Below are 26,034 nucleotides of genomic sequence, written 5' to 3'. Positions count from 1 at the left end.
GGTGACACGCACAAATCCATCACCCGGATCCATCACCGCCCACCGCCGCCGCCTCCGCCACCGCCACCTCCGGAAGACCCACCCCCGCCACCCCCGCCGCCGCTTCTCGAACTCCCTGACGAACTGCCGGGCGGCGATGACGACGAGGCGATCTGTCCGGCCAATCCGCTCCCGATCGTCTTGCCGAAGCTCGACAGATCGCCGAGACCCGTCCTGCCGACGCGTCCCGTTGCGTGGTACCAGGTCATCGACGCAGTCGCGGCCGTAACGGCCGCCGCGCCGACCGCGGCGGTGAACTTCTCGGTCCACGCATCCTCGACCTCCAGCGCCACCGCGTAGGGCAGCAGGAACTCGAAGCGCCCGGCATCCAGATCCGGCGCGTCATGCCCGGGCCCCTTGAGCCGCGCCAGATCCTGCTTGTCGGCCACGGTCAGATAGCGCTTGAAACCCTCGATGCGGTCGCGCATCGCGCGGCCTTCCGGTGTGATCGCCGGCAGCAGGCACAGGAACACGAAGAATGCGATCGCCATGACCGCCACGATCACGAGCGTCAGCAGCTGGCCATGCCCGCCGCTGAAAGCGAATGCCGCGAAACCGAAGCCCAGCAGGATCGCCAGCAGTCCGAGCAAGCTCGTGCCGTTGTAGCGATAGAGCCCCTTGGGGAATCGTTGCTTGAGCAGTGTTTTGATCCGCTTCTGGTGCGCGAACAGGATCTTCACCATGCGTCCGGCGTGTGTACCGTCGAGGTCCACCCGGTCGCCAGCCGCGAACAGGTCTCGCAGCAGCGCTTCGCCGTCTGCGTCCACCGGGCGCGCCTCGCCCGCGCTGCGTTCGATGCGCCACGCCTCTTTGAGCGGCTGCCTGTCGCGATGGATGTCCAGCCGGCCCGCCACCGCGAGCGCCATCACGTCGGCCGAGAAGCCGATCTGGTCGGTGATGTTCGTCTGCACATGCCGCAGCACAGCTGGCGACAGCGCGTCCGGCGGGTCGTACTGCACGACAATCGTCCCGGGCCTGGGGTCGCGCCCCACGCGAAGCCAGCGCCAGAATCCGAACGCCAGCAGCAGCATCAGACCGGCGAGTGCGATCAGCGGCCCGCGGTTGTCACGCAAAAGCCACGCGATGGTTTGCACGCGCGCCGGCTGGGCGACCAGTCCCTTCGGAAACGCGAGCACCGTCGTCAGCCCCTGCTCCTGCGCCAACGGCGCGGTCAAGGTCCAGCGCGCCTCCCCCGGGCCGGTGACCTCGGCCGTACAGTCCTGCGCACGCGAGCCCTGCGGGCCGCTCCAGCACTCGGCCAGCAGCTGCCCGGCAGCCACCGGCTCGGGCAATCGCAGCACGACCGTGCCCGCATCGATTCCGAACATCCAGCCCGTGCCGATCGCGTTCCAGTACAGCTCGTCGTACGTGTCGAAGAAGCCGACCTGACGCGTCGTGCGATAGCGCAGCACGAAGGTGGTGTCGCTCGGCACCGGCAGCAGCGTGTCGTCGCCGGTGTTGATCCGCACGCCGTTCGACACCTGCTCCACGAAGAATGGATGCGGCTGTCCGTCCCGCGTCAGGCTCTGCATCTCGAAGTCGACCACGACGCGGTTGCCGTGGCGGTCGTCGTAGCGTGTGGGGAAATCGCGATAGATCCCGCGTCGGATGTTCCTGCCCTCCGCCCGCACCCGGATGCGCTCGGTCACGTCGAGGCTGCCGTCGGCGTTGAGTTGCAGATCGCTGTCGTAGGACAGGATGCGTTCCTGTGCCAGCAGCGGCACGGTGCACAGCAACAGCAGACACGACAGCAGCAGACGGATCATCGGGCGGTTTCCTGGGATGGATCGCGCCGGTGGAACTCCACGCGACGCGATCGCCGATGATCACACCGCAGATGTGGCCGTGTCGCGCGGAGCGTGCGTCCGATCCGATGCCGCCCGGGCGATGGAGCCGGGTCGTGCGAACGCCGCGCGTCGGGCGCCGGTCACTCCGCCGGGGATGACGCGTCCTGCCCGGGCGGCACCGAACTCGAATGCGAGCTGGCGATCTGCCACTGCCCGTCCCGGTGCACGGCCACCATCGTGGACACGAGTACGCCGGTGAACGCTTGGCCGCCTGCATCTCCGCGCCACGTGCTGCGGCCGGTCATGAGGGCCGTGTCGCCGTAGACACGCACCTGCGCGTCGCTGGCATCGAACACGGCGGATTCGAACCTTGGCGCGGCGGCCGACGGATTCGCGTACTCGGAAATGAACTGCACGCGCGTACTGACCGTGCCATCGGGCGAGACATCGACGAAGTCCTCCGCCAGCAAGCGCTCGAGCGTGGCAACGTCGCGTTCGACGATCGCGTTCGCGTAGGTGCCGGCGAGCGCGACGAATTCGCGTTCGGCATTCGCCTCGCGTGTTATCGGCGCGTGCGTCTGCGCAGACAACGGCGGAGACGCCATCGTGATGGCCGACAGGAATGCAGCGAACGCGATGATCTTCAACATGCCCAGGCTCCGTCCGGAAAGGGATGCTTCAAACCGGCTGTATCGCCGGCCCGCTCCACGTTATGGGACTGCACGGATAGCGCGCAGCTTCATGAACCGTCGATCCTTCAACGCCCTGACCCGGGAACACCGGCCACCGAATGATCATTCCTCGGCGGACCTGTCGATCGTCCGGACCGTCACTTCGAGACGGTACGGCCTGCAACTGCAACCGCATCAATCGGTCGCAAACGTCAGCTCACGCCGGTAGCGCAGCGGTTCCGCAGCACGCGCGGGATCCGGTGGAAAAAGCGACAGCCAACCAGCAGCGATCGCCCGATGCCGCATCCGCTCTCCGACACCCTCTGCGCTCTCGACCTTGACGTCGGTGACACGTCCGTCCGCATCGACATCCATGGTCCAGACCAGGCGCCCGATGAAGGCATCTGGTGGAATGGACGCATCGTAGTTCGGTCTGACCAGCACATAGGGAATGCCCGAAGGCCGGTAGAACGCCGCCTCTTCCAGCCGTCGCGCGACCTCGATACTCCCGGTCCCGCGTTGCACGCCACCCAGGAACACAGTGAACGTCCAGGACCCCGGCGTGCCCTGCGGGTCCAGTGCCAGCGGGTAGCACCGCTTGTCACCGCGGAAGTCGTCGTGCCGCTGGCTGCCCGCCTGTCGACCGTCCGCATCGGCGGCATCAACCCGCAGTTCGCGATACGCATGTGGCGCGTGAATCGCCACGACGCAGATCTGATGCGCGTGCTGCCCGTCGAGCAGGAAGCCGCGTGTGGGCTGCCGGGCGAGCGCATCCGCCGGCGTGGGCGCCCACAGGAACTCGATCTGCACGGACTCGTCCAGAGATGTCGCCTCGGCGGTCATCGAGAACCCGCTGGTGAGAACAGCCATCAGTGGAATGGCGAACACACGGCGCATGACTTCTCCCTTCCGAAGAACAAAGCGCATCCTGGTCTTCGCTCGCACTCCAACTTCAAGGTCACTGCAGTGGGCGATTGAAGGAATCCGACACAGCTGTCCCTGCAAAGTGAAACTGACACCCTTGGTTCGGACACCGTTGGTTCGCTCAAGGGCGTCTGACAAGAAGATTCAATTGGGTGCTGCTTGCTCTACTTCGCGCGAACACCGGTCAACCGCGGTGGATCTGAGCGCTTCCACCTCGCCTTCCGTTATGCCAGCCATCTGCGCAAGCATGCTGAAACCCACTGTCTTCTTGGCAAAGCATGCGCAGAACTCCGGTAGCACGGCTTTGTCGAGTCCCGCCGACGGCGGCTTGCTGACGCATGCGGTCGCCACGCTGCGCTCTTCAACATCAATCAAGTCCCACGAGCCTTGCGGATCCGGCGCAGCGATGGCTGCCGCCGATCCCAACAAGCTGATCGCCAACGTCAAGCGCGCCATCAATAACGAAGAAGAACACGTACGAATCACGGTCAAGTCCTTTTGATTGCCGGCTCCCCGCCAACGTAAGCGAATGTACCGAAATTCCCATGGAACCGGCATCTATCTGTCAAGAATCAACGCCGCAGCGCAGATTGGAAGAGCGCATCCGTTTTGGGTGACGTGTCGGCTGCACGCATCCGGCCGCTGCGGCTGGATTTCGACGACGCCGACAGACTCAACCGACCTCGACCGGCATCGCGACCCGGACTGCCGGACTCGAACAACCGGATCGCCCAAGGCGCAACCGCGCACTGGCTGCGCCGCGGGTCGAGGACGACACGTGCATCCGGGCAGGCGTCGTCGCTGGACGAGGTCGTGCGCGCCGCGACCGCGGCCATGATCCAGTGGCTGGAGCATGACGATGGCCTCGATGCCTCCGAGACATCGCTTGTGTTGGTTACGGTGGCGGAGTTCCGTGTCGTGACGCTGGCCGGCCGCAACTCGGCCATCGCCTTGAGTCAGGCCAAAGCCCGCCTGGGCGGACTGACGCGGGGCGACCGGCGCACCGGCCTGAAACCGTCGTCCCGCCGAAACCAGGCGCGCGACTTTCTGTATCCGAAGCAGGCGCCGCCCTCGCATTCCGGGCCTGGCGCCGGAGCGCCGCCCGCCGGGATGCACGCGCACTGTAAAATCGCCGTCTTTTGCGCGCGCCCCCCTTGGATTCCCCGCCCCGCCCCGCCTTCCGCGGCCCGACCTTCATCCGGCTGCTTGCCCGCCTGACCGACGACACGCTGCCGCAAGGCGGCCCGGCGCCGGCCGAGCGTCTGAGCCAGTGGATCGACTGGACGCGGGCGGTGGTGCTGTCGAAGGTGCTCGACGCGAAGGCGTCCGAGACTGAACAGAGCGCGCAAGTCGTTGATCGGGATGACGCGGCCGTGTGCGCCAAGGCGCGTGCGACGCTGCTGGCGTCGATCGCCGAAGCGCCGGAACTGGCGATCCCCCAGCCGCATGCGGCCGGGCCGTCGGACGAAGCCGAAGCCGGAGCCGAGGCCGCAATCGACTTCGCGCCCTTCCGCCAGCGCCATCTGGCGCTGCAGCGGTCGATGCAGATTGCGACAGGCCGGCTGCGCGGCGATCTGCGCGACCGGTTGGCACAACGGTCGGCCGACATGGCGCGGCTGGCCGAGGTGGATGCGGTGATGGAGGGCGCATTGAGCCCGCGCGAGCACGCGTTGCTCGGTGCGGTGCCGGCATTGCTCGAAACGCACTTCGAGCGGCTGCGCGCCGCCGCGGGTGCGTCGGCCACGGATCCGTCCGCGGCCTGGCTCGATGGTTTTCGCAGGGACATGCAGGGCGTGCTGATCGCCGAACTGGATGTCCGTTTCCAACCGGTCGAGGGGCTGCTCGCAGCGCTTCGCACCCACTGACGCAGTCCTTATGTCCTCAAGCAGTCGCCACACCACTCTCCTTCCCGCGTTCGTGTTCGCCCTCGGCCTCGCCGTGGTCGGCTGGATCGCCATCGGCTACATCGGCTCGAACACGCTGGCGCTCGCCGTCACGCTGCTGATCGGCGCCTGTTACGTCGCCGGTGGTCTGGAGCTGCTGCGCTACCGGCAGGCCACGGAGACGCTGACCGATGGCGTGGCGCAGTTGAACGCACCGCCGGCGTCGCTGGGCGCGTGGCTGGGCGGGCTGGATGCCGGTCTGCGCAATGCGGTGCGCCTGCGCATCGAGGGCGAGCGCGTCGCGCTGCCGGTGCCGGCACTGACGCCGTATCTGGTCGGCATGCTGGTGCTGCTGGGCATGCTGGGCACGCTGCTGGGCATGATGGTGATGCTGCGCGGCACCGGCATGGCGCTGGAGACGGCGACCGATCTGCAGGCGATCCGCGATTCGCTGGCCGCACCGGTCAAGGGCCTGGGCTTCGCGTTCGGCACGTCGATCGCCGGCATCGCGACGTCGGCGATGCTGGGCCTGGCCTCGGCGCTGCTGCGCCGCGAACGCGCGCACACCGTGCAACTGCTGGACGTGGCCGCCGCGACGACGCTGCGCACGCATTCGCAGGCGCACCAGCGCGAGGAAACCCTGCGTCTGCTGCAGCAGCAGACCGAAGTGATGCCGACGCTGGTCGAGCGGCTGGGCGCGATGATGGCGACGATCGAGCAGCAGAACGCGGCCGCCGGCGAGCGACACACTGCCAACCAGGACGCTTTCCACGGCCGCACCGAAGCGGTCTACACGCAGTTGGCCGGCTCGGTCGAACGCGCCCTGCAGACCAGCGTCGCCGACAGCGCGCGCGCCGCAACGGCCGCGTTGCAGCCGGTGTTCGAAACGACGATGGCCGCGCTCGCACGCGAAACCGCAGCGCTGCAGGCGACAGTGTCCGAGGCGGTCGAGCGCCAGTTGCAGACGCTGACCGCCGGCTTCGAAGCATCGACTGCAACCGTGGCTGATCGTTGGCAGCAGGCGGTGGACGGCCAACAGGCGTCGAACGAAACCCTGGCGCGCGATCTGCGCGGCGCGCTCGACGGCTTCAACACGACGTTCGAGCAGCGCGCGAACGGCCTGCTCGGCGACGTCACCACGCGTCTCGATGCGACGACTGCGCAGACCACCGCGCTGCACGAGACCGTGACAGGCGCCGTCGACCGCCAGCTGCAGGCGCTGACGACCGGCTTCGATGCATCGACGGCGAACGTGGCCGAACGCTGGCAGGACGCGCTGGCCGCGCAGCAGGCGTCGCATGCCGCGCTGACGTCCGATCTGCGCAGCACGCTTGACGGCATCGGCGAAACCTTCGAGCAGCGCGCCACCGCACTGGTCGACGGCGTCGCCACGCGTCTCGACGCGACCGCCGGCAGCGTGAGCGCCGCCTGGAACGACGCACTCGAAAAGCAGACCGCGACCAACGACGCGATGAGCGCGCAGCACCAGCAGGCACTGACGGCAGCCGCGGCGACGTTCGAAACCCACTCGGCCGCGCTGCTGCAGCAGGTGGACAGTTCGCATGCCGGGCTGCAGACCGCACTCGCGTCGCAGGACGCCCAGCGCCTGGCTGCGTGGACCGACAGCCTGACCGCGATGGGCGCCGCGCTGCGCGAGGACTGGGCGCGGGCCGGCGCCGAGACCACGCGCCAGCAGCAGGCGATCTGCGACACGCTCGCGACCACCGCCGACACCATCGGCGCGCAGACGCAGGCGCATGCCAGCGAGACCATCGCCGAGATCTCGCGCTTGGTCGACACCGCATCGGAAGCGCCACGCGCAGCCGCCGAGGTCATCGCCGAACTCCGCCAGTCGCTGTCGGAGAGCATGGTGCGCGACACCGCGATGCTGGAAGAGCGCACGCAGATGCTGTCGACGCTGGACACGCTGCTGAGCGCGGTGAACCACGCCTCGACCGAACAGCGCGCGGCGATCGATGCACTGGTCGCGACCTCGGCCGATCTGCTGGAACGCGTCGGCACGCGCTTCACCGATCACATCGAAATGGAGACCGGCAAGCTCGACGGCGTGGCCACGACGCTCAGCGTCGGCGCGGCGGATGTCGCGAGTCTCGGCGAGGCGTTTGGCGCCGCGGTCGAGGTCTTCGGCGAATCGAACCAGCAGCTCGCGACGCGTCTGCAGGGCATCGAGGACGCGCTGGAGAAATCGCTGGCGCGCAGCGACGAGCAGCTGGCGTATTACGTGGCGCAGGCGCGTGAGGTCGTGGACCTCAGCGTGCTGGCGCAGAAGCAGATCATCGAAGACCTGCAACAGCTCGGCGCGCCGCGCGCCGCATCCGCATGAGCGTGGAGCTGGAAGGCGATCACGAATCGTCCGCGCCGATCTGGGCCGCGTTCGGCGACCTGATGTCGGTGCTGCTGGGCGCGTTCGTGCTGATCCTGGTCGGCGTGATCGGCGTGCAGCTGCAGCTCGAACTCAAGCTGGACGCGGAGATCGCCCAGCGCGAGGCCGAGACGCAGCGCCGCCAGACGCTCGAGCAGGCGCTGGCCGCCCCACTCGCAGCCGGTCGCATCACACTGGTCAACGGCCGTATCGGCATCCGCGGCAGCGTGCTGTTCGCCGACGGGTCCGACCAGTTGCAGCCCGAAGGCCGCGAACTGCTGCAGAGCCTGGCGGGGCCGCTGGCGGAATACCTCGCTTCGCGCGACGAGATCCTCATGGTCAGTGGCTTCACCGATGACCGGCTGGTGCGCGACGGCAACCGCTTCTCCGACAACTGGGAACTCTCGGCCCAGCGCGCGTTGACGGTGACGCGCGAGCTGATCGCTGATGGCGTGCCGGCCGAGTCGGTGTTCGCCGCCGCATTCGGCGCCCAGCAGCCGGTCAGCTCCAACAGTGAGGCGTCCGGTCGCGCGCAGAATCGCCGTGTCGAAATGGCACCGGTGCCGCGCCAGCAGTCCGCCACCCGCACCGATGCCCCCTGACCGCACCGACATCGCCGCGCGGCTCGACGGCTGGCGCGCACAGGGCGCCGACCGCGTCGATCCGCTGCGCTTCCATCGCATCGCGGCCCTGCAGCAGCGCGCGCTCGCGCGCGATGGAGATGCGCGACAACTGTTGGATGCGAAGCTCGCCGTGCTGGCGGACGCGTACGCACTGGCGGTCGCACAGGCTGGCAAGCCGCAGCGCGCGGCCGACTCCTGCGCCGATCTGGGCGCGCTGGTCACCGACATGGCGGCGCGTCCGCGCACGGACCTGTCGAAGGCCGGCCTGGGCGCGCGCTGGCCCGAACTGCCTGCGGTCGACGACTTCCGCGCGCTCTGGTCGACACTGCGGACGCGTACCCAGGTCCGCACGTCGCTGGCCCAGGCTCCGACCGGTGCCGGACCGCTGAACTCCGCAGCCCTGGCACACCGCTCCCTGACGCTGATGGGCGGCCTGTCGCCGGCGTATCTGCAGCACTTCCTGTCCTACGTCGACACGCTGTCCTGGCTGGAGACCCTGCAGGACGCGGGCGTGCTGACCGGCAAGGAAACGGCGGCGCCCGTCGGCGCGAAGCCGCGCAAACCCCGGGCGCGCAAGCGCGGCTGAACAGGACGCGCGCTGTCGTGGCGACAGCCGCGCGGCCGGCATTTCGCTGATCGTCACCCCGCCAAGAGGCGCAACCGCCCGGCATGTCCCGCCAAGACCTTGCGCGGCAAGGGAAATTTCCGCAGAATGGCCGGCTCGCTGCGTCCAGCCCATGGAAACATGGCCTGACCTGCCGCCCGGAAGCGCGATTCCCGGCAGCGGTGCATCGAACGCTTGTCCCACCCGTACCGCGCGATGGCTCTGCCATCGGGGCCGCCATCTCCCTGGCTAAGGGCGATATCAAATACTTCGAGGTGCGTAATGTCCCGAGTCTGCCAAGTCACTGGCAAGCGTACGACGCATGGCAACAACGTGTCGCATGCCATGAACAAGACCCGCCGCCGCTTCATGCCGAACCTGCATGAGCGTCGTTTCTGGGTTGCCAGCGAAAACCGCTGGATCAAGCTGCGTGTATCCACCAAGGCCCTGCGCACCATCGACAAGAACGGCATCGACGTCGTCCTCGCCGAGCTTCGTGCCCGCGGCGAAAAGGTCTGAGGAGTTAGAACATGGCAGGCAAGCGCGACAAGATCCGTCTGATTTCCTCGGCCAACACCGGGCATTTCTACACCACGGACAAGAACAAGAAGAACACCCCCGGCAAGATGGAGTTCAAGAAGTACGACCCCGTCGTCCGGAAGCACGTGATCTACAAGGAAGGCAAGATCAAGTGATGCAACGACCCGCGCGCTTGCGCGGCTGACGTTGCCTCATCTCCGCGCGAGCGGGGTCGAGCGCCTCCCACGAAACCCGCCGCAAGGCGGGTTTCGTGCGTCCGGGGCCTGGCGATCGGCGTGCAGGGCAGCCGCCAGCGCTGCAACGCACCGGTGCAGGGCGCGTTCGCGCTGCGGTACGTCGACACGCCTAGACTCGATGCACCTGTCCCGCGGAGCGTCATCCCCATGATCGACCTGCACTACTGGCCCACCCCCAACGGCCACAAGGTCACGCTGTTCCTCGAAGAATCCGGCCTCGACTACACGATCCACCCGGTCAACATCGGCAAGGGCGACCAGTTCAAGCCCGAGTACCTGGCGTTCTCGCCGAACAACAAGATGCCGGCGATCATCGACCGCGCTCCTGCCGACGGCGGCGAACCGCAGACCGTGTTCGAGTCCGGCGCGATCCTGCTGTATCTGGCGGAGAAGTCCGGACAGTTCCTGTCGACCGATCCGCGCGCGCGCATCGCGACGCTGGAATGGCTGTTCTGGCAGATGGCCGGCCTGGGGCCGATGACCGGCCAGTACGGCCACTTCAACGTCTATGCGCCGGAGAAGATTCCCTACGCGATCGACCGCTACACCAATGAGGCCAACCGCCTGCTGCAGGTGCTCGACACGCATCTGAAGGGCCGCGACTTCATCGCCGGCGACGCGTATTCGATTGCCGACATGGCGACGTATCCGTGGATCGGCGTGTACGACAAGGCGCCGATCGACATGACGCCCTATCCGGAAGTCCAGCGCTGGCACGCCGCGATCAAGGCACGCCCGGCCACGGAGCGCGCGTATGCCAGGGCGAAGGACGTGAATCCCGACGCCGGCAAGACGATGAGCGATGAGGAAAAGAAGCTGTTGTTCGGGCAGGGGCGTCGCTGACCCATCGTTGCGGGTGGCGGTCTGCACCGCCGCGCGCGCTTGCGTAGGATCGGACGACTATCCGGATCAAGGACGACGTCCGATGCGAACGATTGCCCTGTCGACTGCGGCCTGCCTGCTCGCCGCCTGCGCGACAACCTCTGCCCCCGTGACCGCCGACGCGACGCGCTGCGATGCACTCGCCGGCAATGACTGGAAACGCACGGCGGCACCCGACTTGGCTGCGGAATTGCTCACGCTGGCGCACGTCACAACGACGCCCGATCGCGCGGTCTGGTACATCGCCGACGATGGCGCGCGGGCCGCGTGCCTGCCGCCGGCCACAGTCGGCACCGGCGGCCATGTGCTGCACACCTTCCAGCCGCAGGTGCATCGCATGTGGGGCTGGTCGGACGGTACGACGCGCCGCGAGGCCGGCGCGGACTGAGCATCACCGGAGCGCCGTCTGCCCACCCGATACACTGGGCGCCTCGCTCCAATGGACCCGCCATGCGCTCCGTACTTGCCGCTGCCGCCCTGATGATCGCCACCTCCTCCGCCCTTGCCGCCACGCCGCCCGCCGCCGGCGGTCTCACGCTGGAAGCCATCACCGGCGATGCGCCGCTGTCGGGGCCGACGCTGATGAAGCCGCAGGTCGCACCGGACGGCTCGCGCGTGACCTTCCTGCGCGGCAAGGACGAGAACCGCAACCAGCTGGATCTGTGGGAATACGACATCGCCAGCGGGCAGACGCGGATGCTGGTCGATTCAAAGGTCGTGCTGCCGGGCGAGGAAACACTCAGCGATGCCGAGAAGGCGCGTCGCGAGCGGCAGCGCATCGCAGGGCAGTCGGGCATCGTCGATTACCAGTGGGCGCCGGACGCACAGCGCCTGCTGTTCCCGCTCGGCGGCGAGCTGTATCTCTACGACCTGTCGAAGTCCGGCAGCGATGCAGTGCGTCAGCTCACCGACGGCGGCGGCTTCGCGACCGACCCGAAGGTGTCGCCGGGCGGCGGCTTCGTCAGTTTCGTGCGCGCACGCAATCTGTGGGTCATCGATCTCGCCAGCGGCGCCGAGCGCCAGCTGACGACCGACGGTAACGAAGTCATCGGCAACGGTGTCGCCGAGTTCGTCGCCGACGAGGAAATGAACCGCCACACCGGTTACTGGTGGGCGCCCGATGACAGCGGCATCGCGTATGCGCGCATCGACGAATCGCCGGTGCCGGTGCAGAAGCGCTACGAGGTCTATCCCGATCGCACCGAAGTCGTCGAGCAGCGCTACCCGGCTGCTGGCGACGACAACGTGCGCGTGACACTGCATGTCGTCGCGCCGCAGGGCGGCACGGTGACGGACGTCGATCTCGGCAGGAACACCGACATCTACCTCGCCCGCGTGCAGTGGCGCGATGCGCAGCGCCTGACCTTCCAGCGCCAGTCGCGCGACCAGCAGACGCTCGAACTGATCGAGACCACGCTCGCCACCGGTGCGCGGCGCACGCTGGTCACCGAGCGTGGCCGCACCTGGGTACCGCTTCACGACAGCCTGCGCTTCCTCGATGACGGCCGCTTCGTGTGGTCGTCCGAGCGCGACGGCTTCCAGCATCTGTATCTCGCGTCCGAGGACGGCCGTCGCATGACCCAGCTCACGCAGGGCGACTGGCCGGTCGACGAACTGCTGGCGGTCGATGCCACGGCGGGCCTGGCCTACTTCCGCGCCGGCATGGCGCTCGAAGACGGCAAGGCGCTGCCGCGCGCGACCGAATCGCGGATCTACAGCGTCGGTCTCGATGGCAAGCGTGCCTACACCGCGCTGTCGCGAGAGCCCGGCATGCATGGCGCCAGCTTCGCGCGCAATGCCTCGGTCTACGTCGACAGCTGGTCGAACACGACCACGCCGCCGCAGATCGCGCTGCATCGCGCCGACGGCACGCAGCTCGCGACGCTGGTCGAGAACGATCTCGCCGCGGCCGATCATCCCTACGCGCCGTTCCTAGCCGCGCACCGTCCGACCGAGTTCGGCACGCTGACCGCCGCCGACGGCCGCACACCGCTGCACTACTCGCTGATCAAGCCGGCGGATTTCGACGAGACCAAGCCGCACCCGGTCGTCGTGTTCGTCTATGGCGGCCCAGCCGCGCAGACCGTGCTCGACACGTGGCCAGGCCGCGCCGACGCGAGCTTCCACCAGTACCTCGCGCAGCAAGGCTATGTGGTGTTCTCGCTCGACAACCGCGGCACGCCACGTCGCGGCCGCGATTTCGTCGGCGCGCTGTACGAGCGCCAGGGCACGGTCGAGGTCGAGGACCAGGTGCGCGGCGTCGAGTGGTTGAAGTCGCAACCGTGGGTCGACGGCGACCGCATCGCCGTCAACGGCTGGTCGAACGGCGGCTACATGACGCTGATGCTGCTGGCAAAAGCGCCCGACGCCTACGCCTGCGGCATCGCCGGTGCGCCGGTCGCCGACTGGGCGCTCTACGACACGCACTACACCGAGCGCTACATGAATCTGCCGAAGGCCAACGTCGACGGTTACCGCGAGGCCAGCGTGTTCACCCACGCCGACAGCATCAGGCCGAACGCGCTGCTGCTGATCCACGGCATGGCCGACGACAACGTGTTGTTCACCAATGCCACGCAGCTGATGAGTCAGCTGCAGCAGGCCGGCACGCCGTTCGAACTGATGACCTATCCGGGCGCCAAGCACGGCCTGCGCGGACGTGACGCGCTGCATCGCTATCGCACCAGCGAGGCCTTCCTCGCGCGGTGTCTGGCGCCCTGACCACACGCGGCGAGGGCAACCGCCGCATATCTACGCTTCCGCCACCTTCGCCGCCGCATGGCAGGTGGCGCGAGCTCGGGCAGATCGTCGGATTGCTGGAGCGGATACGCCGGTCACCACCACGCACTGCCGGCGCCGTGACCTCCGGCCATTGCCGGCACGCACGCGAGCGCCTACGGTCGGCGTTCGTCCTTGCCGCTGGTGCTGCCATGAAACCGCTCGTTCTCGCGATTGCCCTGTCCCTCGCCGCGCCGCTCACGGCCCTCGCCCACACCGATGACGCCAAGGCCGCCGTCGCCGCGTCGCAGACCGCATCGCCGGCCTGGGTCACACGCAGCAACGAACTCTCGCAGATCCTGATCGACGCCCAGGCGCCGTTCCAGCCCGAGTTCGCAGGGTTCTTCGGCGTGCCGGGCTATGACGACCAGGTCGCCGACCTCGGCCCCGACAACGCCGCGCGTTACCGCGCGGCACTCGCCGGCGCGCGCACGAAGCTGCAGACGCAGCTCGAGCTCGAGCGCGACGCCAACGTGCGCCAGGACCTGCAGATCCTGCTGACCAGCATCGACCAGAGCATCGAAGGCAGCACGCTCAACGAAAAATACCTGCTGCCATGGGCGGATGCCCCGCAGCAGATCTTCGGCGGCATCAACGACCTGCTGTCGGCGCAGACACCGCCCGAGCGCCAGGCCAAGGCCATCGACCGGCTCAAGCGCTACACCGGACTCACCGAAGGCAGCACGCCGATCACCGAGCTCGCGCGTGCCCGCTATGAAGAGCGTCTGTCGAATCCCGAACTGCTGCAGCCGACGAAGCTCGAAGTGCAGCGCGCACTCGACGGCACCGACACCTACATCGCCGGCATCCGCAAGCTGTTCGAGGAATACAAGATCGAAGGCGCGGAGGAAGCGCTGGACGCGGCCGCGAAGCAGATCACCGACTACGCCACCTGGACCCGTACCACCGTGCTGCCGAAGGCGCGCGAAGATACTCGCCTGCCGCCGGAACTCTATGCGTTCGGGCTCAAGCAGTACGGCACCGATGTCGACCCGCAGCTGCTGATGCAGCGCGCGCAGCTGGCCTTCATGGAAATCCGCGCGCAGATGCAGCAGCTCGCGCCGCTGGTCGCCAAGGAAAAGGGCATCGACGCGACCGACTACCGCGAAGTCATCGCCGCGCTCAAGCGCGACACGATTCCCAACGCGCGGCTGGAAGCGAGCTATCGCGAAGTGATCGACGCGATCGATCCGATCATCGAACGCGAGAACATCGTCGACGTACCGCAGCGCGAGATGCAGATGCGCCTGGGCTCGGATGCCGAATCGGCCGCGCAGCCCGCGCCGCATTTCCGCCCGGCGCCGCTGGTCGGCAACACCGGCCAGCAGGGCACCTTCGTACTGCCGGTCGGCAACCCCGGCGGTACCGGTGACGACGCGGCCTACGACGACTTCAACTTCGATGCCGTGCGCTGGACGCTGTCCGCGCACGAAGGCCGTCCCGGCCACGAGCTGCAGTTCACCGCGATGGTGGAGCGCGGCGTATCGCTGGCGCGCTCGATGTTCGCGTTCAACTCGGTCAACGTCGAAGGCTGGGCGCTGTATGCCGAAGCCGAACTGGTGCCCTACGAACCGCTCGATGGCCAGCTGATCGCGCTGCAGTTCCGCCTGCTGCGCGCCGCGCGCGCGATGCTCGACCCGATGCTCAACCTCGGCACCATCGACCGCGAACGCGCCGGCCGTGTGCTGACCGAGGAAGTGATGCTGTCGCCGGCGATGGCGCGCCAGGAACTGGACCGCTACACCTTCAACGCACCGGGCCAGGCGACGAGCTATTTCTACGGCTACACCCGCATTCTCGAACTGCGCATGCGCACCGAGCTGGCACTGGGCGAGAAGTTCGATCGCCGCGCGTTCAACAACTTCCTGCTCGACCAGGGCCTGCTGCCGCCGGACCAGCTGGCCGAAGCGGTGGAAACGGTGTTCATCCCGGCGCAGCAGCGCCGTTGACGGTGCGGGACGCGGGGCTCAGGGCCCCGCGTCCACGACCGCGCGCTGCGCGTCGCGGGCGTGCCGGGCCCTAGCGGATCCGGTCGAGCATCCGGCGGTGGCCGATCAACCGCGCCCAGCGGCTGCCGATGTCGAGCCAGCACACATAGGCGGCTTCTTCGGCGATCCGCCAGAGCATGCCGGGCCGCCACGACAGCGCCGGTTCGGCCGCACACAGTTCCCAGTTCAGTCCCAGACCACGTGCGTACAGGGCGCAGCGGGCGAGGTGGTAGCGGTTGCTGAGCAGGGTGACGTGGTGCGTGCCCGCATGCGGAGCGGCTGCCGCCGCGAGCAGGCCGCGGGCGTTGCGCAGATTCTCCAGCGTGTCGCGGGAGGCATCCTCCAGGATCAGCGGCGCGTCCTCGGGCACGCCCAGTCCATGCAGCGCGTCGCGCGCCAGCGCCGCCTCGGTCGGCGTACCGGCCGGACCGCCGCCGAGCAGCAACACGCTGTGGGGCGCGTGCGAACTCCACAGCGTCGCCGCGCGCGACAGACGCATCTGGAAGTCGGTGTCCAGGCGACCCTGCGGCGAATGCTTGCCGAACACGAGCACGCACTGTCCGTGCTCGGGCACGCAGGGTGCGGCACGCGCAATCCGCACCACGTGCACCAGATACCCCACGTAGACCAGTCCGAAGCTCAGCACGCATGCCGCGGCCGCCACGCCGAGCGTATGCAGGGCATCGCGGTCGGCAAGCTTGTCCAGACGGTGCAGCAGGCGGCTCGAAGCCATCGCAAATGAACGCTCCGGGCGTTCAGGACCAAGGGTTGGCCCTGAAGTCTAGCCTCACCGTGCAGTGGCTATACTCGGCCGCTTTCCCGCAAGCCCCAGTATGTCCGCAATGCAGCTTCCGACGATGCCCGCCATCGCTCTTCGTGCCTACACCGCGACCAGTGCGCTGGGACGCGGGGCCGTGGCGCACGCGACGGCGCTGCGCGATCGCAGGAGCGGCCTGCGCCGCAACGATTTCGGTCCCACGCCGCTGCCGACGTGGATCGGCCGCGTCGAAGGCGTCGAGGAGGCGCCGCTGCCGTCCGCGCTGTCGCGCTGGGAGTGCCGCAACAACCGGCTTGCGTGGATCGCGCTGCAGCAGGATGGCGTGCAGGCCGCGCTCGATGCGTTGATCGCCCGCCATGGTGCGGACCGCATCGCCCTGGTCGTCGGCACGTCGACGTCGAGCATCGGTGCCAGCGAGGAAGCCTATGCGCGCGCGGACACCGACGCGGACGGCGTGCGCAGCTTCCCCGACGACCTCGCCCGGCCGATCGTGCACACCCCGCATTCACTCGGTGATTTCCTGCAGCACGCCACCGGTCTGCGCGGGCCCTGCATCACCGTGGCCACCGCCTGCTCGTCGAGCGCCAAGGTGTTCGCGCAGGCGGCGCGGATGATCGAGGCCGGGCTGGTCGACGGCGCCCTCGTCGGCGGTGTCGACACGCTGTGCGGCAGCGTGCTGTTCGGCTTCAACGCGCTGGGTCTGGTGTCGGCCGAGCGCTGCCGCCCGTTCGACGCGACGCGCGATGGCCTGTCGCTGGGCGAAGCCGGCGGCTTCGCGGTGCTGGAGCGCGCCGCGCCCGGCGAACCTGGCCTGCAGCTGCGCGGTTATGGAGAATCCAGCGACGCGCACCACATGTCGGCGCCGCACCCCGAAGGCCTGGGCGCGACGCTGGCGATGCGCGGCGCGTTGGCGCGCGCCGGCATCGACGCCGCGCAGGTCGGCTATCTCAACCTGCATGGCACCTCCACGCCGGCCAACGATTCGGTCGAGGCACGCGCGGTCGACGCCCTGTTTCCGGCCACGCTGCACGCCAGTTCGACGAAAGGCTGGACCGGTCACACCCTGGGCGCGGCCGGCATCGTGGAATCGGTGATCGCGCTGCTGGCGCTGGACACCGGCCTGCTGCCCGGCATTCTCGAGAGTGCGGTGCGTGATCCCGCATGCGGTCCGCAGATCCGCTTCGACAATGCGGAGGCCGACATCCGGTTCGCGATGAACAATTCCTTCGGCTTCGGCGGCAACAACTGCTCGCTGGTGTTCGGCAAGGTGACGGCATGAGCGCGGCACTGAGCGCGACGATCGCCGGCATCGGGTTCTGGACCGATGGCCTGCCCGACTGGGCCGCCGCACGCGCGTTCGCGAACGACGGCACGCGTCCCGACACCGCACCCGCACGACCGTCGCCCCAGCTGCTGGCACCCAACGAACGTCGCCGTGCGCCGGGGTCGGTCGCGGTCGCGCTGGAAGTCGCGATGGCCGCGTGCCGCGATGCCGGTATCGCACCGGAGACCCTGCCGTCGGTGTTCGCGTCCACGCATGGCGATCTGGGCATCACCGATTACATGTGCGACACGCTGGCGACCGATCCCACCGCGATCTCGCCGACGAAATTCCATAACTCCGTGCACAACGCGGCCGCGGGCTACTGGACCATCGGCGCCGGCTGCACCGAAGCGACGACCGCGATCAGCGCCTTCGACAGCACGTTCGCGCAGGGGCTGATGGAAGCGATGATGCAGCTCGCCACCGGCACGCCGGCCGTGCTGCTGGTCGCCTACGACACCACGTCCACCGGCCTGCTCGGCACGGTGACCCGCAGCGAAGGCCTGCTCGGTGCCGCCCTGGTGCTGGTGCGCGACGGCGACGGTCCGCGCGTCAGTGCGACGCTGCACGACGGCGCCGATCTCGACCTGCCCGGCCCGCTGGGTGCGCATGCCGGACACAACGCGATGGCGCAGATGCTGCCGCTGTTCGACGCCCTCGCCACGGGTGGATCGCGCGCGTTGCTGCGCGCCGGCCCGCACCGGTCGCTGTCGCTGGCGATCTCGCCCGCAGCGCAGACACAGGAGGCCGGCGCGCATGGCTGAGCATCCGCATCTGCATCGCGGCAACGTCGCGGTCCTGATTCCGGCGCTCAACGAAGCGCTGCGCATCGACGAAGTCGTCAGCGAGGCGTTGGCCTACTGTGACCAGGTGATCGTGGTCGACGACGGCTCCGACGATGCGACGCCCGAGATCGTCGCCGCGTTGCCGGTCACGCTGCTGCGCCACCCACGGCGCATGGGTAAGGGCCAGGCCCTGCGCGACGGCTTTGCCGAAGCATTGCGGCGCGGATGCGCGGCAGTGGTGACGATGGACGGCGACGGCCAGCATCGCGCGAGCGACATCCCGCGCATGATCGAGGCCGCGAACCGGCATCCGGACTGCATCGTCAACGGCGCCCGGCTGAAGAAGCGCGACACCCAGCCGTGGTACCGGCGGATCGGCAACGATTTCGGTGACTGGGGCATCGCGTGGGCCTGCGGCTTCCGGCTGGTGGACAGCCAGAGCGGACAGCGGCTCTATCCCGCACGCGTGCTCGCACTCGACGACGTCCAGGGCGAGGGCTTCGTGTTCGAGGCGCAGATCCTGATCAGCGCCGCGCGTCGACTCGATTGCGGCGTGGTCTCGGTGCCGGTCGAAACCCGCTATCACTGCGCCGGTTCCGACGAACAGTTCCGCAAGAGCCATTTCCGGCTGTTCCGCGACCTCCACGGCATCACCTCGCACGTCTTCATGCAGGTGGTGTCGCAGGGGCGCATTCTCGACGCCTACCGGCGCTCGCGTACGCGGCCACCGGTCATCCACGATCCGGCGCCGGACGCCACCCCCACACTGTCCCAAGAAACGATTCCAGGAGCCGGATGATGCGCGACGACAGCCCCACCACCGCCGCAGGCGATGCCCACCGCACCGACGTCGCCATCCTCGGCGGCGGCCTCGCCGGACTCACGCTCGCCCTGCAGCTGCGCCAGCGCGATCCGTCGCTGTCGGTCACGGTGATCGAACGCCGTGCCCATCCGGTGCGCGAAGCCGCGCACAAGGTCGGCGAGTCGACGGTCGAGATCGGCGCGCACTACTTCGCCGACGTCCTCGGCCTGCGTGAGCACCTGGAGACCGAACAGGTCCGCAAGTACGGCCTGCGCTACTTCTTCACCGACCGCGAATACGACGTGCAGGACTGCAGCGAGATGGGCGTCAGCAAGCTGCTGCCTACGCCATCCTGGCAGCTCGACCGCGGCCGCTTCGAGAACTTCCTCGGCGACCGTGCGCGCGAGATGGGTGTCGATTTCCGCGACGAAGCGGTCGTCCGCACGCTGGACCTGTCGGAAACAGATGCACCGCATACCGTTGCTTTCGACCATGCCGGCGAACGCCAGACTCTCGAAGCACGCTGGGTCGTCGATGCCTCGGGCCGCGCCGGCCTGATCAAGCGCAAGCTCGGTCTGGCCATGTCCAATGACCACGACTGCAACGCGGTGTGGTGGCGCATCGACGGCCAGTCCGATCTCGACCAGTGGTCCGACGATCCGCAGTGGCGCGACCGCTTCACACCGGCGCGCCGGGTCAATTCGACCAACCACATGTGCGGCCCGGGCTACTGGTTCTGGCTGATTCCGCTGGCGTCGGGCTCGCATTCGCTGGGCATCGTCTGCGACGCGAAGATGCATCCGCTCGAGACCATGAACACCTTCGAAAAAGCCATGGAGTGGCTGCGCAAGCACCAGCCGCGCGCGCACGAAGCGCTCGACAAGCCCGAGTACACGCTGCAGGACTTCCTGTTCCTGCGCCACTTCTCGCACGGCTGCAAGCAGGTGTACTCCAAGCACCGCTGGGCGCTGACCGGCGAGGCCGGCCTGTTTCTCGATCCGTTCTATTCCCCCGGCAGCGACTTCATCGCGATCAGCAACACCTACGTGTGCGAGCTGATCGACAAGGACCGCGCGGGTGAATCGATCGCGCCCTATGCCGAGATCTACCAGCAGCTGTACTTCTCGTTCTACGAGAACACGCTGACGCTCTACCAGGACCAGTACCCGATCTTCGGCCATCCGCAGGTCATGCCGATCAAGGTGCTGTGGGACTACGTCTACTACTGGGCGTTGCTGGCGCCGCTGTTCTTCAGCCGCCGCCAGGCCGACCTGTCGATCCTCGCCAAACTCAAACCTGCCTTCGCCGAAGGCCGCGCACTGAACCTGGCGATGCAGGCGCTGATGCGCGAATGGGGCACCCGCGATGCGTCGCCCGAGCTCCGCGAAGCGCGCGCCTACGACCAGTACGAGGTCGAGTGGTGCCGCGAGATGAACGGTGGACTGACCGACGAACTCGACGACGCCGCCTATCTCGCGCGCACGCAGCGTTCGATGGTCGGGATGCGCCAGCTGGCGGCCGAGGTGCTGGCCCTGGCACGGGCCGCGATTCCGGACATCGGCGACCACGGCCTCGATGCCCTGCTGGCGAAGCACGACAGCACCGCACATGCGGCGATGCTGCCGGCGCACTGGTTCGTGCCGGTTGCCGAAGCCGCCTGAGCCCCCGATGATGCGCGACCCTGCGGCGTCACCGTCGCGCTGAACCCGGACGCCGTGCTGCGATGACGACCCTCCTGCTCCTCCAGCTGGCCGTGATCCTCGTGGCTGCGCGCGCGTGCGGCTGGGTCCTCAAGTACTTCGGCCAGCCGCCTGTGATCGGCGAGATGACCGCCGGCCTGCTGCTCGGGCCGGTGGTGTTCGGGGCGTTCCTGCCCGACATGCATGCGGCGCTGTTCCCGGTCGCGTCGCTGCCGTCGCTGTCGGCGCTGGCGACCGTCGGCCTCGTGCTCTTCATGTTCATCATCGGCGCGGAGCTGCGCGCGGTCGAAGGCACGCGCTCGCAGGTGCGCGCCGCGAGTCTGGTCGGCGTGCTCGGCATCTCGCTGCCGCTCGCGCTGGGCCTGGCGATCTCGCCGTGGCTGTACCCGCGTTTCGCGCCCGAGGGCCTGGGCTTCTGGCCGTTCGCACTGTTCATGGCGGCAGCGATGTCGGTCACCGCCTTTCCGGTGCTCGCGCGCATCCTCAAGGACCGCAACCTCACCCAGACCCGTGCCGGCCGGCTGGCGCTGAGCGCGGCGATCATCGACGACGGCTTCGTCTGGATCTTCCTCGCGCTGGTGCTGACCATCGGCGGCGCGCATCGCGGACCGGGCGTGGGCATGGTGGCCGCGGGCGCGGTGGCACTGGTCGCGGTGGCGTTCCTCGTGCTCAAGCCGCTGTATGCGTGGCTGCTGAAACGCGGTTGCGACGCCGACGGCGCGCCGACCCGCGGCAGCCTGATCGCGATCCTCATCGGTCTGGTGTGCTGCGCCGCGTTCGCCGAGGCCATCAGCCTGCATGCGGTGTTCGGCGCGTTCGTGTTCGGCGTCTGCCTGCCGCGCGACAACCGCCTGCTGCATCACCTGGCCAAGGCGTTCGAGCCGGTGTCGATGCTGCTGCTGATGCCGATCGTGTTCGCGCTCGCCGGTCTCAGCACCACGTCCGAGGCTTTCGTCGGCGCGGGTCTCGGCGCGTTCGGCCTGATCCTGCTGGTGGCGATCGCCGGCAAGATGATCGGCGGCACCCTGGGCGCACGCCTGTCGGGCTACGACTGGCGCGACAGCCTGTCGGTGGGCTCGCTGATCAATGCGCGCGGCCTGATGGAGCTGGTGGTGCTGAAGATCGGTCTCGATGCCGGACTGATCGGGCAGGAACTGTTCACGCTGATGTTCGGCATGACCCTGGTCACGACCGTCATGACCTCGCCGCTGCTGGCGCTGTGGAACCGGCGTCGTGCCGGTGCCGAGCCGCTGGAGCACACCGGCGCGCGTTGACGCCGCCGCCTCGGTCTTCGCTGGCGACCGACATGCAAACGCCGACCGCAGATGCGTCCGGCGTCGTGTGGGAGCCGGGCAACTCAGCGTGTTGGTGGCGCCACCCGCGGTTCCGGCGGCGGAGCCGGTACGGACACTTCCGGTGGCGGATTCGCCACCCAGATCGCCACACCGCTGGCGTACTTCTGCTGCGGGCTGATGTCGACGCCCACGCCGGCCGACGAAAACGAACGGCCACCGCCGCGTCCGACACCGCCACCGACACTGACGCCGCCATTGCGATAGCCGTCAGCCGTGCCTTGGAACAGCACGCCGTTGGCCCCGAGCTTGGCAGCTTCGTTGCGCAGTTTCTGCAGCACCGAATCGACCTTGTTCTGCTCGCCGTAGGTCAGGGCGCCACTGCTGGTGTTGAGGATCGCGATCTCCTCGTACTGGCCCGGCGGCGGGCCGTGATAGATGCGCACCTGCGACGGATCGATCGGCGCACGCGGCGTGCCGGTCAACACATGGGAACTGGCGCAGCCGGCGAGCAGGCCGACGCCGAGCAACAACGGAAGCAGACGGGAAACGCGCATCGGGGAATCCTCGTGGCGGGTGCAGGGATGATGCGACTGCCGGCGTGAATCCGGATTCATGGCGCTGAAGGGCAACTGGACGCGCGACGCGCGTGGTGAATCCGGGATCCGGGCGCGCCCGAACGGGCGTCAACCGCCCTGCCCGATCCGCGCACCGTCGACCGGATTCCGCAGCCAGCGCTTGATGTGCCAGGTCAGCGCGCGGAAGTTCGAATTCATCTGGAAGCAGCCGCTGGTCAGCCCGCCGCCGCGGCCCTGCATGACGCCGTTGAAGCCGGACACACGCGTGCCGTCCTCGTAAAGCGCGCCGCGCACGCGCAGCGTCTGGGTGTGTTCAATGAACCAGTTGCCGCCCCAGATCGCATCGACGATCTCGACCTTGAGCACCCGGCCTTGCATGTCGGCCAGCGGCGCCTGCGCCGGCTCGGCGACCTTGCGCAGTTCGCGGACCAGCGCGGTGTTGAAGTTGCCGGCGACATCGCAGGTGTCGAGGATCTCTGCATCGATGTCGGCGCCTTCGACGACGGACACCGGTACTTGCAGCCGGATCTTGTCGGCCGCGTGGGCGCCGGTCGCGAGCGTGCAGCCCACAGCCAATACAGCACTCAGAAGAAGCATGCGCATCGGGAGGTCCTGTTCCATGGAGAATTCGGGGTCAGCCCATGCCACCGTTGATGCCGATGACCTGGCCATTGATGTAGCCGGCCGGCTCCGAACACAGGAACGCGACTAGGGCCGCGACTTCATCCGGCGTACCCGCGCGCGCGGCCGGGACGATCTGCTTAATCATCTCGTCCGGGAACGCATTCTGCGCCATGCTGCCGGCGATCACGCCGGGCGCGACCACGTTGACGCTGATGCCACGGCTCGCCATCTCGCGGGCCAGCGATTTCGATGCGCCGTGCAGCGCGGCTTTCGCTGCCGCGTAGTTGGTCTGCCCGCGATTGCCGGTCACAGCGGCGACCGACGACACGCTGACGATACGGCCCCAGCGCTTGCGCGCCATCGGCAGCAGCAGCGGCTGGGTGACGTGGAAGAAGCCGTGCAGCGAGACGTCGATGACGCGCTTCCACTGCGCCTCCGACATGCCGGCCATCGGCGCGTCATCGTGGATGCCGGCGTTGTTGACGATCACCTGGATCGGCCCCGCTTCGAGCAGCCCGTCGAGCGCGCGCCGCGTGACCGCACCGTCGGCGACATCGAACGCGACCGCCTCGGCACTGCCGCCTGCGGCGACGATCCCGGCGACCACGGCGTCCGCGCGCGCAAGATTGCCGTTGGCATGGACGATCACATGCAGGCCGTCGGCCGCGAGACGACGACAGATCGCACCGCCGATGTCGCCGCTGCCGCCGGTGACGAGCGCGCGCCGCGCAGGTGTGGTGGATGCGGAATTGGTCATGCGGCGATTGTAGCGGGCGACGCGCGCGCCTCAGGGCGGCCGGTGCGCGAGCGCGCCGAGCACGTCGTCAATGGATGCGAGCAACCCACCGTCGTCCACGCGCCAGCCCGTGTCCGACCGGGCGATGCGATGCACGGCGGTGTCCGCATCCGCGATCGCGAACCCGCGCCGACGCAGCGCACGCGACAGCCACATCGCATCGTGTCCTGCCGCATCGACATGGACCGCCAAGCCGGAGCCGACCGGCGTTTCGAAGCGACCCGACGTCAGCGAGAAGCGCAGGTTGTGCTGGTCGAAGGCATCGCCGATCGCGCCCGAGAGTGCGACGTCTTCGGGCGCGCCTTCGATGAAGCGTCCGTCGCCGGGCAGCAGCCAGAGGCGATCGGCGGTCTCCAGCGACAGTTCGAGATCGTGACTCGACAGCACGATCGCCACCCCCTGCTCACGCGCGATGCGTCGCAGCAGATCGATGATCGTCACGCGACTGGGCAGGTCGAGGAATGCGGTGATTTCGTCGAGCAGCAGCAGCCGCGGTTGCTGTGCGAGCGCCCGCGCGATCATCACCCGCTGCCGTTCCCCGTCGCTGAGGCTGTCGACCGCGCGCCGCGCGAGATGACCACCGCCCACACATTCGAGTGCATCGGCCGCGATGCGGCGATCCTCCGCCGACAGCACGCCGACCCAGCCGGTGTGCGGCTGCCGGCCCATCTCCACGAGCTCGAGGACGTCGAGTGCGCCCAGTTGCGGGCGCTCGGTCAGCACCACCGCGACCCGCCGCGCACGTTCGATCGGCGACAGCGCGCGCAGCGGTGTGCCGTCGAGTGCGACAGTGCCTGCGACCGGCGCGAGAAAGCCGCCGAGCGTGCGCAGCAGCGTGGACTTGCCCTGCCCGTTGCGGCCCAGCACGCAGACGAAATCGCCGGCGCGCACGTCGATGTCCGGCAGCTGCGCGAGGGCGTGCGTGCCGTAGCCGATGGCCAGTCCGCGGAGCGCCAGCATGTCAGCGCTCCGCCGCGCGCAGGCTGCGCGTGGTCAGCAGCAATCCGATCACCACCGGCGCGCCGATGATCGCCAGGATCGCGTTGAGATGCAGAAAATGCTGCCGCCACGGCAGGTGCACTACGAGATCGGCGACCAGTGCGAGCAGTGCACCGAGTGCGAATGTCGCGGGCAGCAGCGCGCCGATCCGCGCAGACCCGAGCAGACCGCGCGCCAGATGCGGCGTGATCAGACCGACGAAGGCGACCGGTCCGCAGAACGCGGTGACCGGTGCCGCGAGCAGGATCGTTGCCGCGAGGACGCGTCGCCCCAGACGCGCGACGTCGACGCCGAGACTCGCCGCATAGGTGTCGCCGAGCAGCAGTGCGGTCAACGGTTTGCCCAGCCACACGGCCAGCGCCAAGCCCACCAGCAGCGGCGGCGCCCAGATCGCGAAGTCCGGCCACACCACGGATGCGAACGTGGCGTCGTTCCACGACGCGAAGATCCGCGACTGCGTGCGGTTGGTGAAATGCAGCAGTACGCCGATCAGGCCCTGGGCGAGGAAGCCGAGCATCAGCCCCAGCACCAGCAACGTCACCGTGCCGACGCGCCGCGCCATCGCGCCCATCGCCAGTGCGACGCCCAGCGTGCCGAGCGCCGAGCCGGCCACGATGCCCACGCTCGAGAACACGCCCAATGCGTGGAGCGCGGCCGGACCGACCACCGCCCCGGCGACGACCACCAGCGCGGCGCCGAACTGTCCGCCCGCCATCAGACCCAGCGACCACGCATCGGCGAGCGGATTGCGGAACAGCGTCTGCATCAGCAGACCGGCGACACCGAGCGCGCCGCCACCGGCGACTGCGGCGAGCACGCGCGGCAGCCGCAAGCCGTGGACGATGCGGTGCTCGGCGGATGCGGGGTCGAGGCCGGCCAGACCGTGCAGCACGCGCGCCAGCGAGAGCGGTTCGTGACCGATCGACAGACTCGCGAGCGCGGCACCCGCGAGCAGCAGAAGAACAGCCAGCAACGCGAACAGCGGCCGCGTCGCGACACGCGTGCCAGGAAGCGTCAC

Annotated in this window: 26 protein-coding genes; 17 read left to right on the top strand and 9 right to left on the bottom strand. The window is 68.5% G+C overall.

The window, feature by feature from the left end; genetic code table 11:
- Window positions 1-32: 32 nt before the first annotated feature.
- The 3 genes from AC3A4E_RS17120 to AC3A4E_RS17110 form a co-directional block, all read right to left on the bottom strand.
- The gene (locus AC3A4E_RS17120; protein WP_487632680.1) at window positions 33-1,805 is read right to left on the bottom strand and encodes a DUF2207 domain-containing protein; all 1,773 of its coding nucleotides are present in this window, start codon (window positions 1,803-1,805) and stop codon (window positions 33-35) included.
- A 161-nt stretch (window positions 1,806-1,966) separates the two neighbouring features.
- Window positions 1,967-2,476, bottom strand: coding sequence for a nuclear transport factor 2 family protein (locus AC3A4E_RS17115; RefSeq protein WP_487632679.1), 510 nt, complete (start codon window positions 2,474-2,476; stop codon window positions 1,967-1,969).
- Window positions 2,477-2,692: 216 nt separating this feature from the next.
- Complete coding sequence (locus tag AC3A4E_RS17110) at window positions 2,693-3,559, bottom strand: hypothetical protein (protein ID WP_487632678.1); 867 nt, start codon at window positions 3,557-3,559, stop codon at window positions 2,693-2,695.
- 109 nt (window positions 3,560-3,668) lie between these two features.
- Here AC3A4E_RS17110 and AC3A4E_RS17105 point away from each other — a divergent pair, with 109 nt between their 5' ends.
- The 12 genes from AC3A4E_RS17105 (at window position 3,669) to AC3A4E_RS17050 (ending at window position 15,299) form a co-directional block, all read left to right on the top strand.
- The gene (locus AC3A4E_RS17105) at window positions 3,669-3,923 is read left to right on the top strand and encodes a hypothetical protein (RefSeq protein ID WP_487632677.1); all 255 of its coding nucleotides are present in this window, start codon (window positions 3,669-3,671) and stop codon (window positions 3,921-3,923) included.
- Between the two features lie 116 nt (window positions 3,924-4,039).
- Window positions 4,040-4,639, top strand: coding sequence for a hypothetical protein (locus AC3A4E_RS17100; protein ID WP_487632676.1), 600 nt, complete (start codon window positions 4,040-4,042; stop codon window positions 4,637-4,639).
- Complete coding sequence (locus AC3A4E_RS17095) at window positions 4,561-5,286, top strand: DUF3348 domain-containing protein (protein ID WP_487632675.1); 726 nt, start codon at window positions 4,561-4,563, stop codon at window positions 5,284-5,286. Before AC3A4E_RS17100 ends, AC3A4E_RS17095 begins: the two co-directional genes overlap by 79 nt.
- A 10-nt stretch (window positions 5,287-5,296) precedes the next feature.
- A complete protein-coding gene (locus AC3A4E_RS17090) occupies window positions 5,297-7,648 on the top strand; it encodes a DUF802 domain-containing protein (RefSeq protein ID WP_487632674.1) in 2,352 nt (783 codons plus the stop codon).
- Complete coding sequence (locus AC3A4E_RS17085; RefSeq protein ID WP_487632673.1) at window positions 7,645-8,289, top strand: OmpA family protein; 645 nt, start codon at window positions 7,645-7,647, stop codon at window positions 8,287-8,289. Before AC3A4E_RS17090 ends, AC3A4E_RS17085 begins: the two co-directional genes overlap by 4 nt.
- Entirely contained in the window at window positions 8,279-8,896 is a 618-nt protein-coding gene (locus AC3A4E_RS17080) for a DUF2894 domain-containing protein (RefSeq protein ID WP_487632672.1), read from the top strand. The genes AC3A4E_RS17085 and AC3A4E_RS17080 overlap by 11 nt, the downstream gene beginning before the upstream one ends.
- 300 nt (window positions 8,897-9,196) lie before the next feature.
- Window positions 9,197-9,433, top strand: coding sequence for a 50S ribosomal protein L28 (rpmB, locus tag AC3A4E_RS17075; protein WP_096209782.1), 237 nt, complete (start codon window positions 9,197-9,199; stop codon window positions 9,431-9,433).
- An 11-nt stretch (window positions 9,434-9,444) separates the two neighbouring features.
- A complete protein-coding gene (gene rpmG / locus AC3A4E_RS17070) occupies window positions 9,445-9,609 on the top strand; it encodes a 50S ribosomal protein L33 (RefSeq protein ID WP_096296520.1) in 165 nt (54 codons plus the stop codon).
- Window positions 9,610-9,837: 228 nt separating this feature from the next.
- Entirely contained in the window at window positions 9,838-10,533 is a 696-nt protein-coding gene (locus tag AC3A4E_RS17065) for a glutathione binding-like protein (protein WP_487632671.1), read from the top strand.
- 82 nt (window positions 10,534-10,615) lie between these two features.
- The gene (locus AC3A4E_RS17060) at window positions 10,616-10,960 is read left to right on the top strand and encodes a hypothetical protein (RefSeq protein WP_487632670.1); all 345 of its coding nucleotides are present in this window, start codon (window positions 10,616-10,618) and stop codon (window positions 10,958-10,960) included.
- 62 nt (window positions 10,961-11,022) lie between these two features.
- Window positions 11,023-13,293: a S9 family peptidase gene (locus tag AC3A4E_RS17055; RefSeq protein WP_487632669.1), complete on the top strand. Its 2,271-nt coding sequence runs from the start codon at window positions 11,023-11,025 to the stop codon at window positions 13,291-13,293.
- A 209-nt stretch (window positions 13,294-13,502) separates the two neighbouring features.
- The gene (locus AC3A4E_RS17050) at window positions 13,503-15,299 is read left to right on the top strand and encodes a DUF885 domain-containing protein (protein WP_487632668.1); all 1,797 of its coding nucleotides are present in this window, start codon (window positions 13,503-13,505) and stop codon (window positions 15,297-15,299) included.
- 70 nt (window positions 15,300-15,369) lie between these two features.
- Here AC3A4E_RS17050 and AC3A4E_RS17045 read toward each other — a convergent pair whose 3' ends face one another.
- Window positions 15,370-16,071, bottom strand: coding sequence for a YdcF family protein (locus AC3A4E_RS17045; RefSeq protein ID WP_487632667.1), 702 nt, complete (start codon window positions 16,069-16,071; stop codon window positions 15,370-15,372).
- 124 nt (window positions 16,072-16,195) lie between these two features.
- Between AC3A4E_RS17045 and AC3A4E_RS17040 the strand changes: the two genes are divergently transcribed.
- The 5 genes from AC3A4E_RS17040 (at window position 16,196) to AC3A4E_RS17020 (ending at window position 22,001) form a co-directional block, all read left to right on the top strand.
- On the top strand, window positions 16,196-17,395 hold the full coding sequence (locus AC3A4E_RS17040) for a beta-ketoacyl-[acyl-carrier-protein] synthase family protein (protein ID WP_487632666.1): 1,200 nt from the start codon (window positions 16,196-16,198) through the stop codon (window positions 17,393-17,395).
- Entirely contained in the window at window positions 17,392-18,204 is an 813-nt protein-coding gene (locus tag AC3A4E_RS17035) for a beta-ketoacyl synthase chain length factor (protein ID WP_487632665.1), read from the top strand. The genes AC3A4E_RS17040 and AC3A4E_RS17035 overlap by 4 nt, the downstream gene beginning before the upstream one ends.
- The gene (locus AC3A4E_RS17030; RefSeq protein ID WP_487632664.1) at window positions 18,197-19,024 is read left to right on the top strand and encodes a glycosyltransferase family 2 protein; all 828 of its coding nucleotides are present in this window, start codon (window positions 18,197-18,199) and stop codon (window positions 19,022-19,024) included. The genes AC3A4E_RS17035 and AC3A4E_RS17030 overlap by 8 nt, the downstream gene beginning before the upstream one ends.
- The gene (locus tag AC3A4E_RS17025) at window positions 19,024-20,688 is read left to right on the top strand and encodes an NAD(P)/FAD-dependent oxidoreductase (RefSeq protein ID WP_487632663.1); all 1,665 of its coding nucleotides are present in this window, start codon (window positions 19,024-19,026) and stop codon (window positions 20,686-20,688) included. The genes AC3A4E_RS17030 and AC3A4E_RS17025 overlap by 1 nt, the downstream gene beginning before the upstream one ends.
- A 62-nt stretch (window positions 20,689-20,750) precedes the next feature.
- On the top strand, window positions 20,751-22,001 hold the full coding sequence (locus AC3A4E_RS17020) for a cation:proton antiporter (RefSeq protein ID WP_487632662.1): 1,251 nt from the start codon (window positions 20,751-20,753) through the stop codon (window positions 21,999-22,001).
- Window positions 22,002-22,084: 83 nt separating this feature from the next.
- Here the strand turns inward: AC3A4E_RS17020 and AC3A4E_RS17015 are convergent, their stop codons facing one another.
- The 5 genes from AC3A4E_RS17015 to AC3A4E_RS16995 form a co-directional block, all read right to left on the bottom strand.
- Window positions 22,085-22,576 (bottom strand): hypothetical protein, encoded by a 492-nt coding sequence (locus tag AC3A4E_RS17015; RefSeq protein ID WP_487632661.1) that lies wholly within the window; start codon window positions 22,574-22,576, stop codon window positions 22,085-22,087.
- A 129-nt stretch (window positions 22,577-22,705) separates the two neighbouring features.
- On the bottom strand, window positions 22,706-23,218 hold the full coding sequence (locus AC3A4E_RS17010; protein ID WP_487632660.1) for a hypothetical protein: 513 nt from the start codon (window positions 23,216-23,218) through the stop codon (window positions 22,706-22,708).
- Between the two features lie 13 nt (window positions 23,219-23,231).
- A complete protein-coding gene (gene fabG, locus AC3A4E_RS17005; protein WP_487632659.1) occupies window positions 23,232-23,978 on the bottom strand; it encodes a 3-oxoacyl-ACP reductase FabG in 747 nt (248 codons plus the stop codon).
- Between the two features lie 30 nt (window positions 23,979-24,008).
- Window positions 24,009-24,977, bottom strand: coding sequence for an ABC transporter ATP-binding protein (locus AC3A4E_RS17000; protein WP_487632658.1), 969 nt, complete (start codon window positions 24,975-24,977; stop codon window positions 24,009-24,011).
- 1 nt (window position 24,978) lies between these two features.
- Window positions 24,979-26,034 carry a FecCD family ABC transporter permease gene (locus AC3A4E_RS16995; protein WP_487632657.1) on the bottom strand — a complete coding sequence of 352 codons (1,056 nt, stop codon included), beginning with the start codon at window positions 26,032-26,034 and terminating at the stop codon, window positions 24,979-24,981.

Source organism: Luteimonas sp. Soil_N_1 (assembly GCF_057656255.1).
Note: the sequence above shows the minus strand (reverse complement) of the source record. Positions and strands in the feature narration are given on the sequence as shown.

Coding starts and splice junctions, on each gene's coding strand:
- AC3A4E_RS17090 (WP_487632674.1), top strand. CDS start 5,297: ATGTCCTCAAGCAGTCGCCACACCACTCTCCTTCCCGCGTTCGTGTTC.
- AC3A4E_RS17015 (WP_487632661.1), bottom strand. CDS start 22,576: ATGCGCGTTTCCCGTCTGCTTCCGTTGTTGCTCGGCGTCGGCCTGCTC.
- AC3A4E_RS17045 (WP_487632667.1), bottom strand. CDS start 16,071: ATGGCTTCGAGCCGCCTGCTGCACCGTCTGGACAAGCTTGCCGACCGC.
- AC3A4E_RS17040 (WP_487632666.1), top strand. CDS start 16,196: ATGCCCGCCATCGCTCTTCGTGCCTACACCGCGACCAGTGCGCTGGGA.
- AC3A4E_RS17080 (WP_487632672.1), top strand. CDS start 8,279: ATGCCCCCTGACCGCACCGACATCGCCGCGCGGCTCGACGGCTGGCGC.
- AC3A4E_RS17010 (WP_487632660.1), bottom strand. CDS start 23,218: ATGGAACAGGACCTCCCGATGCGCATGCTTCTTCTGAGTGCTGTATTG.
- AC3A4E_RS17065 (WP_487632671.1), top strand. CDS start 9,838: ATGATCGACCTGCACTACTGGCCCACCCCCAACGGCCACAAGGTCACG.
- AC3A4E_RS17000 (WP_487632658.1), bottom strand. CDS start 24,977: ATGCTGGCGCTCCGCGGACTGGCCATCGGCTACGGCACGCACGCCCTC.
- AC3A4E_RS17035 (WP_487632665.1), top strand. CDS start 17,392: ATGAGCGCGGCACTGAGCGCGACGATCGCCGGCATCGGGTTCTGGACC.
- AC3A4E_RS17025 (WP_487632663.1), top strand. CDS start 19,024: ATGCGCGACGACAGCCCCACCACCGCCGCAGGCGATGCCCACCGCACC.
- fabG (WP_487632659.1), bottom strand. CDS start 23,978: ATGACCAATTCCGCATCCACCACACCTGCGCGGCGCGCGCTCGTCACC.
- AC3A4E_RS17105 (WP_487632677.1), top strand. CDS start 3,669: ATGCTGAAACCCACTGTCTTCTTGGCAAAGCATGCGCAGAACTCCGGT.
- AC3A4E_RS17030 (WP_487632664.1), top strand. CDS start 18,197: ATGGCTGAGCATCCGCATCTGCATCGCGGCAACGTCGCGGTCCTGATT.
- AC3A4E_RS17020 (WP_487632662.1), top strand. CDS start 20,751: ATGACGACCCTCCTGCTCCTCCAGCTGGCCGTGATCCTCGTGGCTGCG.
- AC3A4E_RS17115 (WP_487632679.1), bottom strand. CDS start 2,476: ATGTTGAAGATCATCGCGTTCGCTGCATTCCTGTCGGCCATCACGATG.
- rpmG (WP_096296520.1), top strand. CDS start 9,445: ATGGCAGGCAAGCGCGACAAGATCCGTCTGATTTCCTCGGCCAACACC.
- rpmB (WP_096209782.1), top strand. CDS start 9,197: ATGTCCCGAGTCTGCCAAGTCACTGGCAAGCGTACGACGCATGGCAAC.
- AC3A4E_RS17055 (WP_487632669.1), top strand. CDS start 11,023: ATGCGCTCCGTACTTGCCGCTGCCGCCCTGATGATCGCCACCTCCTCC.
- AC3A4E_RS17085 (WP_487632673.1), top strand. CDS start 7,645: ATGAGCGTGGAGCTGGAAGGCGATCACGAATCGTCCGCGCCGATCTGG.
- AC3A4E_RS17120 (WP_487632680.1), bottom strand. CDS start 1,805: ATGATCCGTCTGCTGCTGTCGTGTCTGCTGTTGCTGTGCACCGTGCCG.
- AC3A4E_RS17050 (WP_487632668.1), top strand. CDS start 13,503: ATGAAACCGCTCGTTCTCGCGATTGCCCTGTCCCTCGCCGCGCCGCTC.
- AC3A4E_RS17060 (WP_487632670.1), top strand. CDS start 10,616: ATGCGAACGATTGCCCTGTCGACTGCGGCCTGCCTGCTCGCCGCCTGC.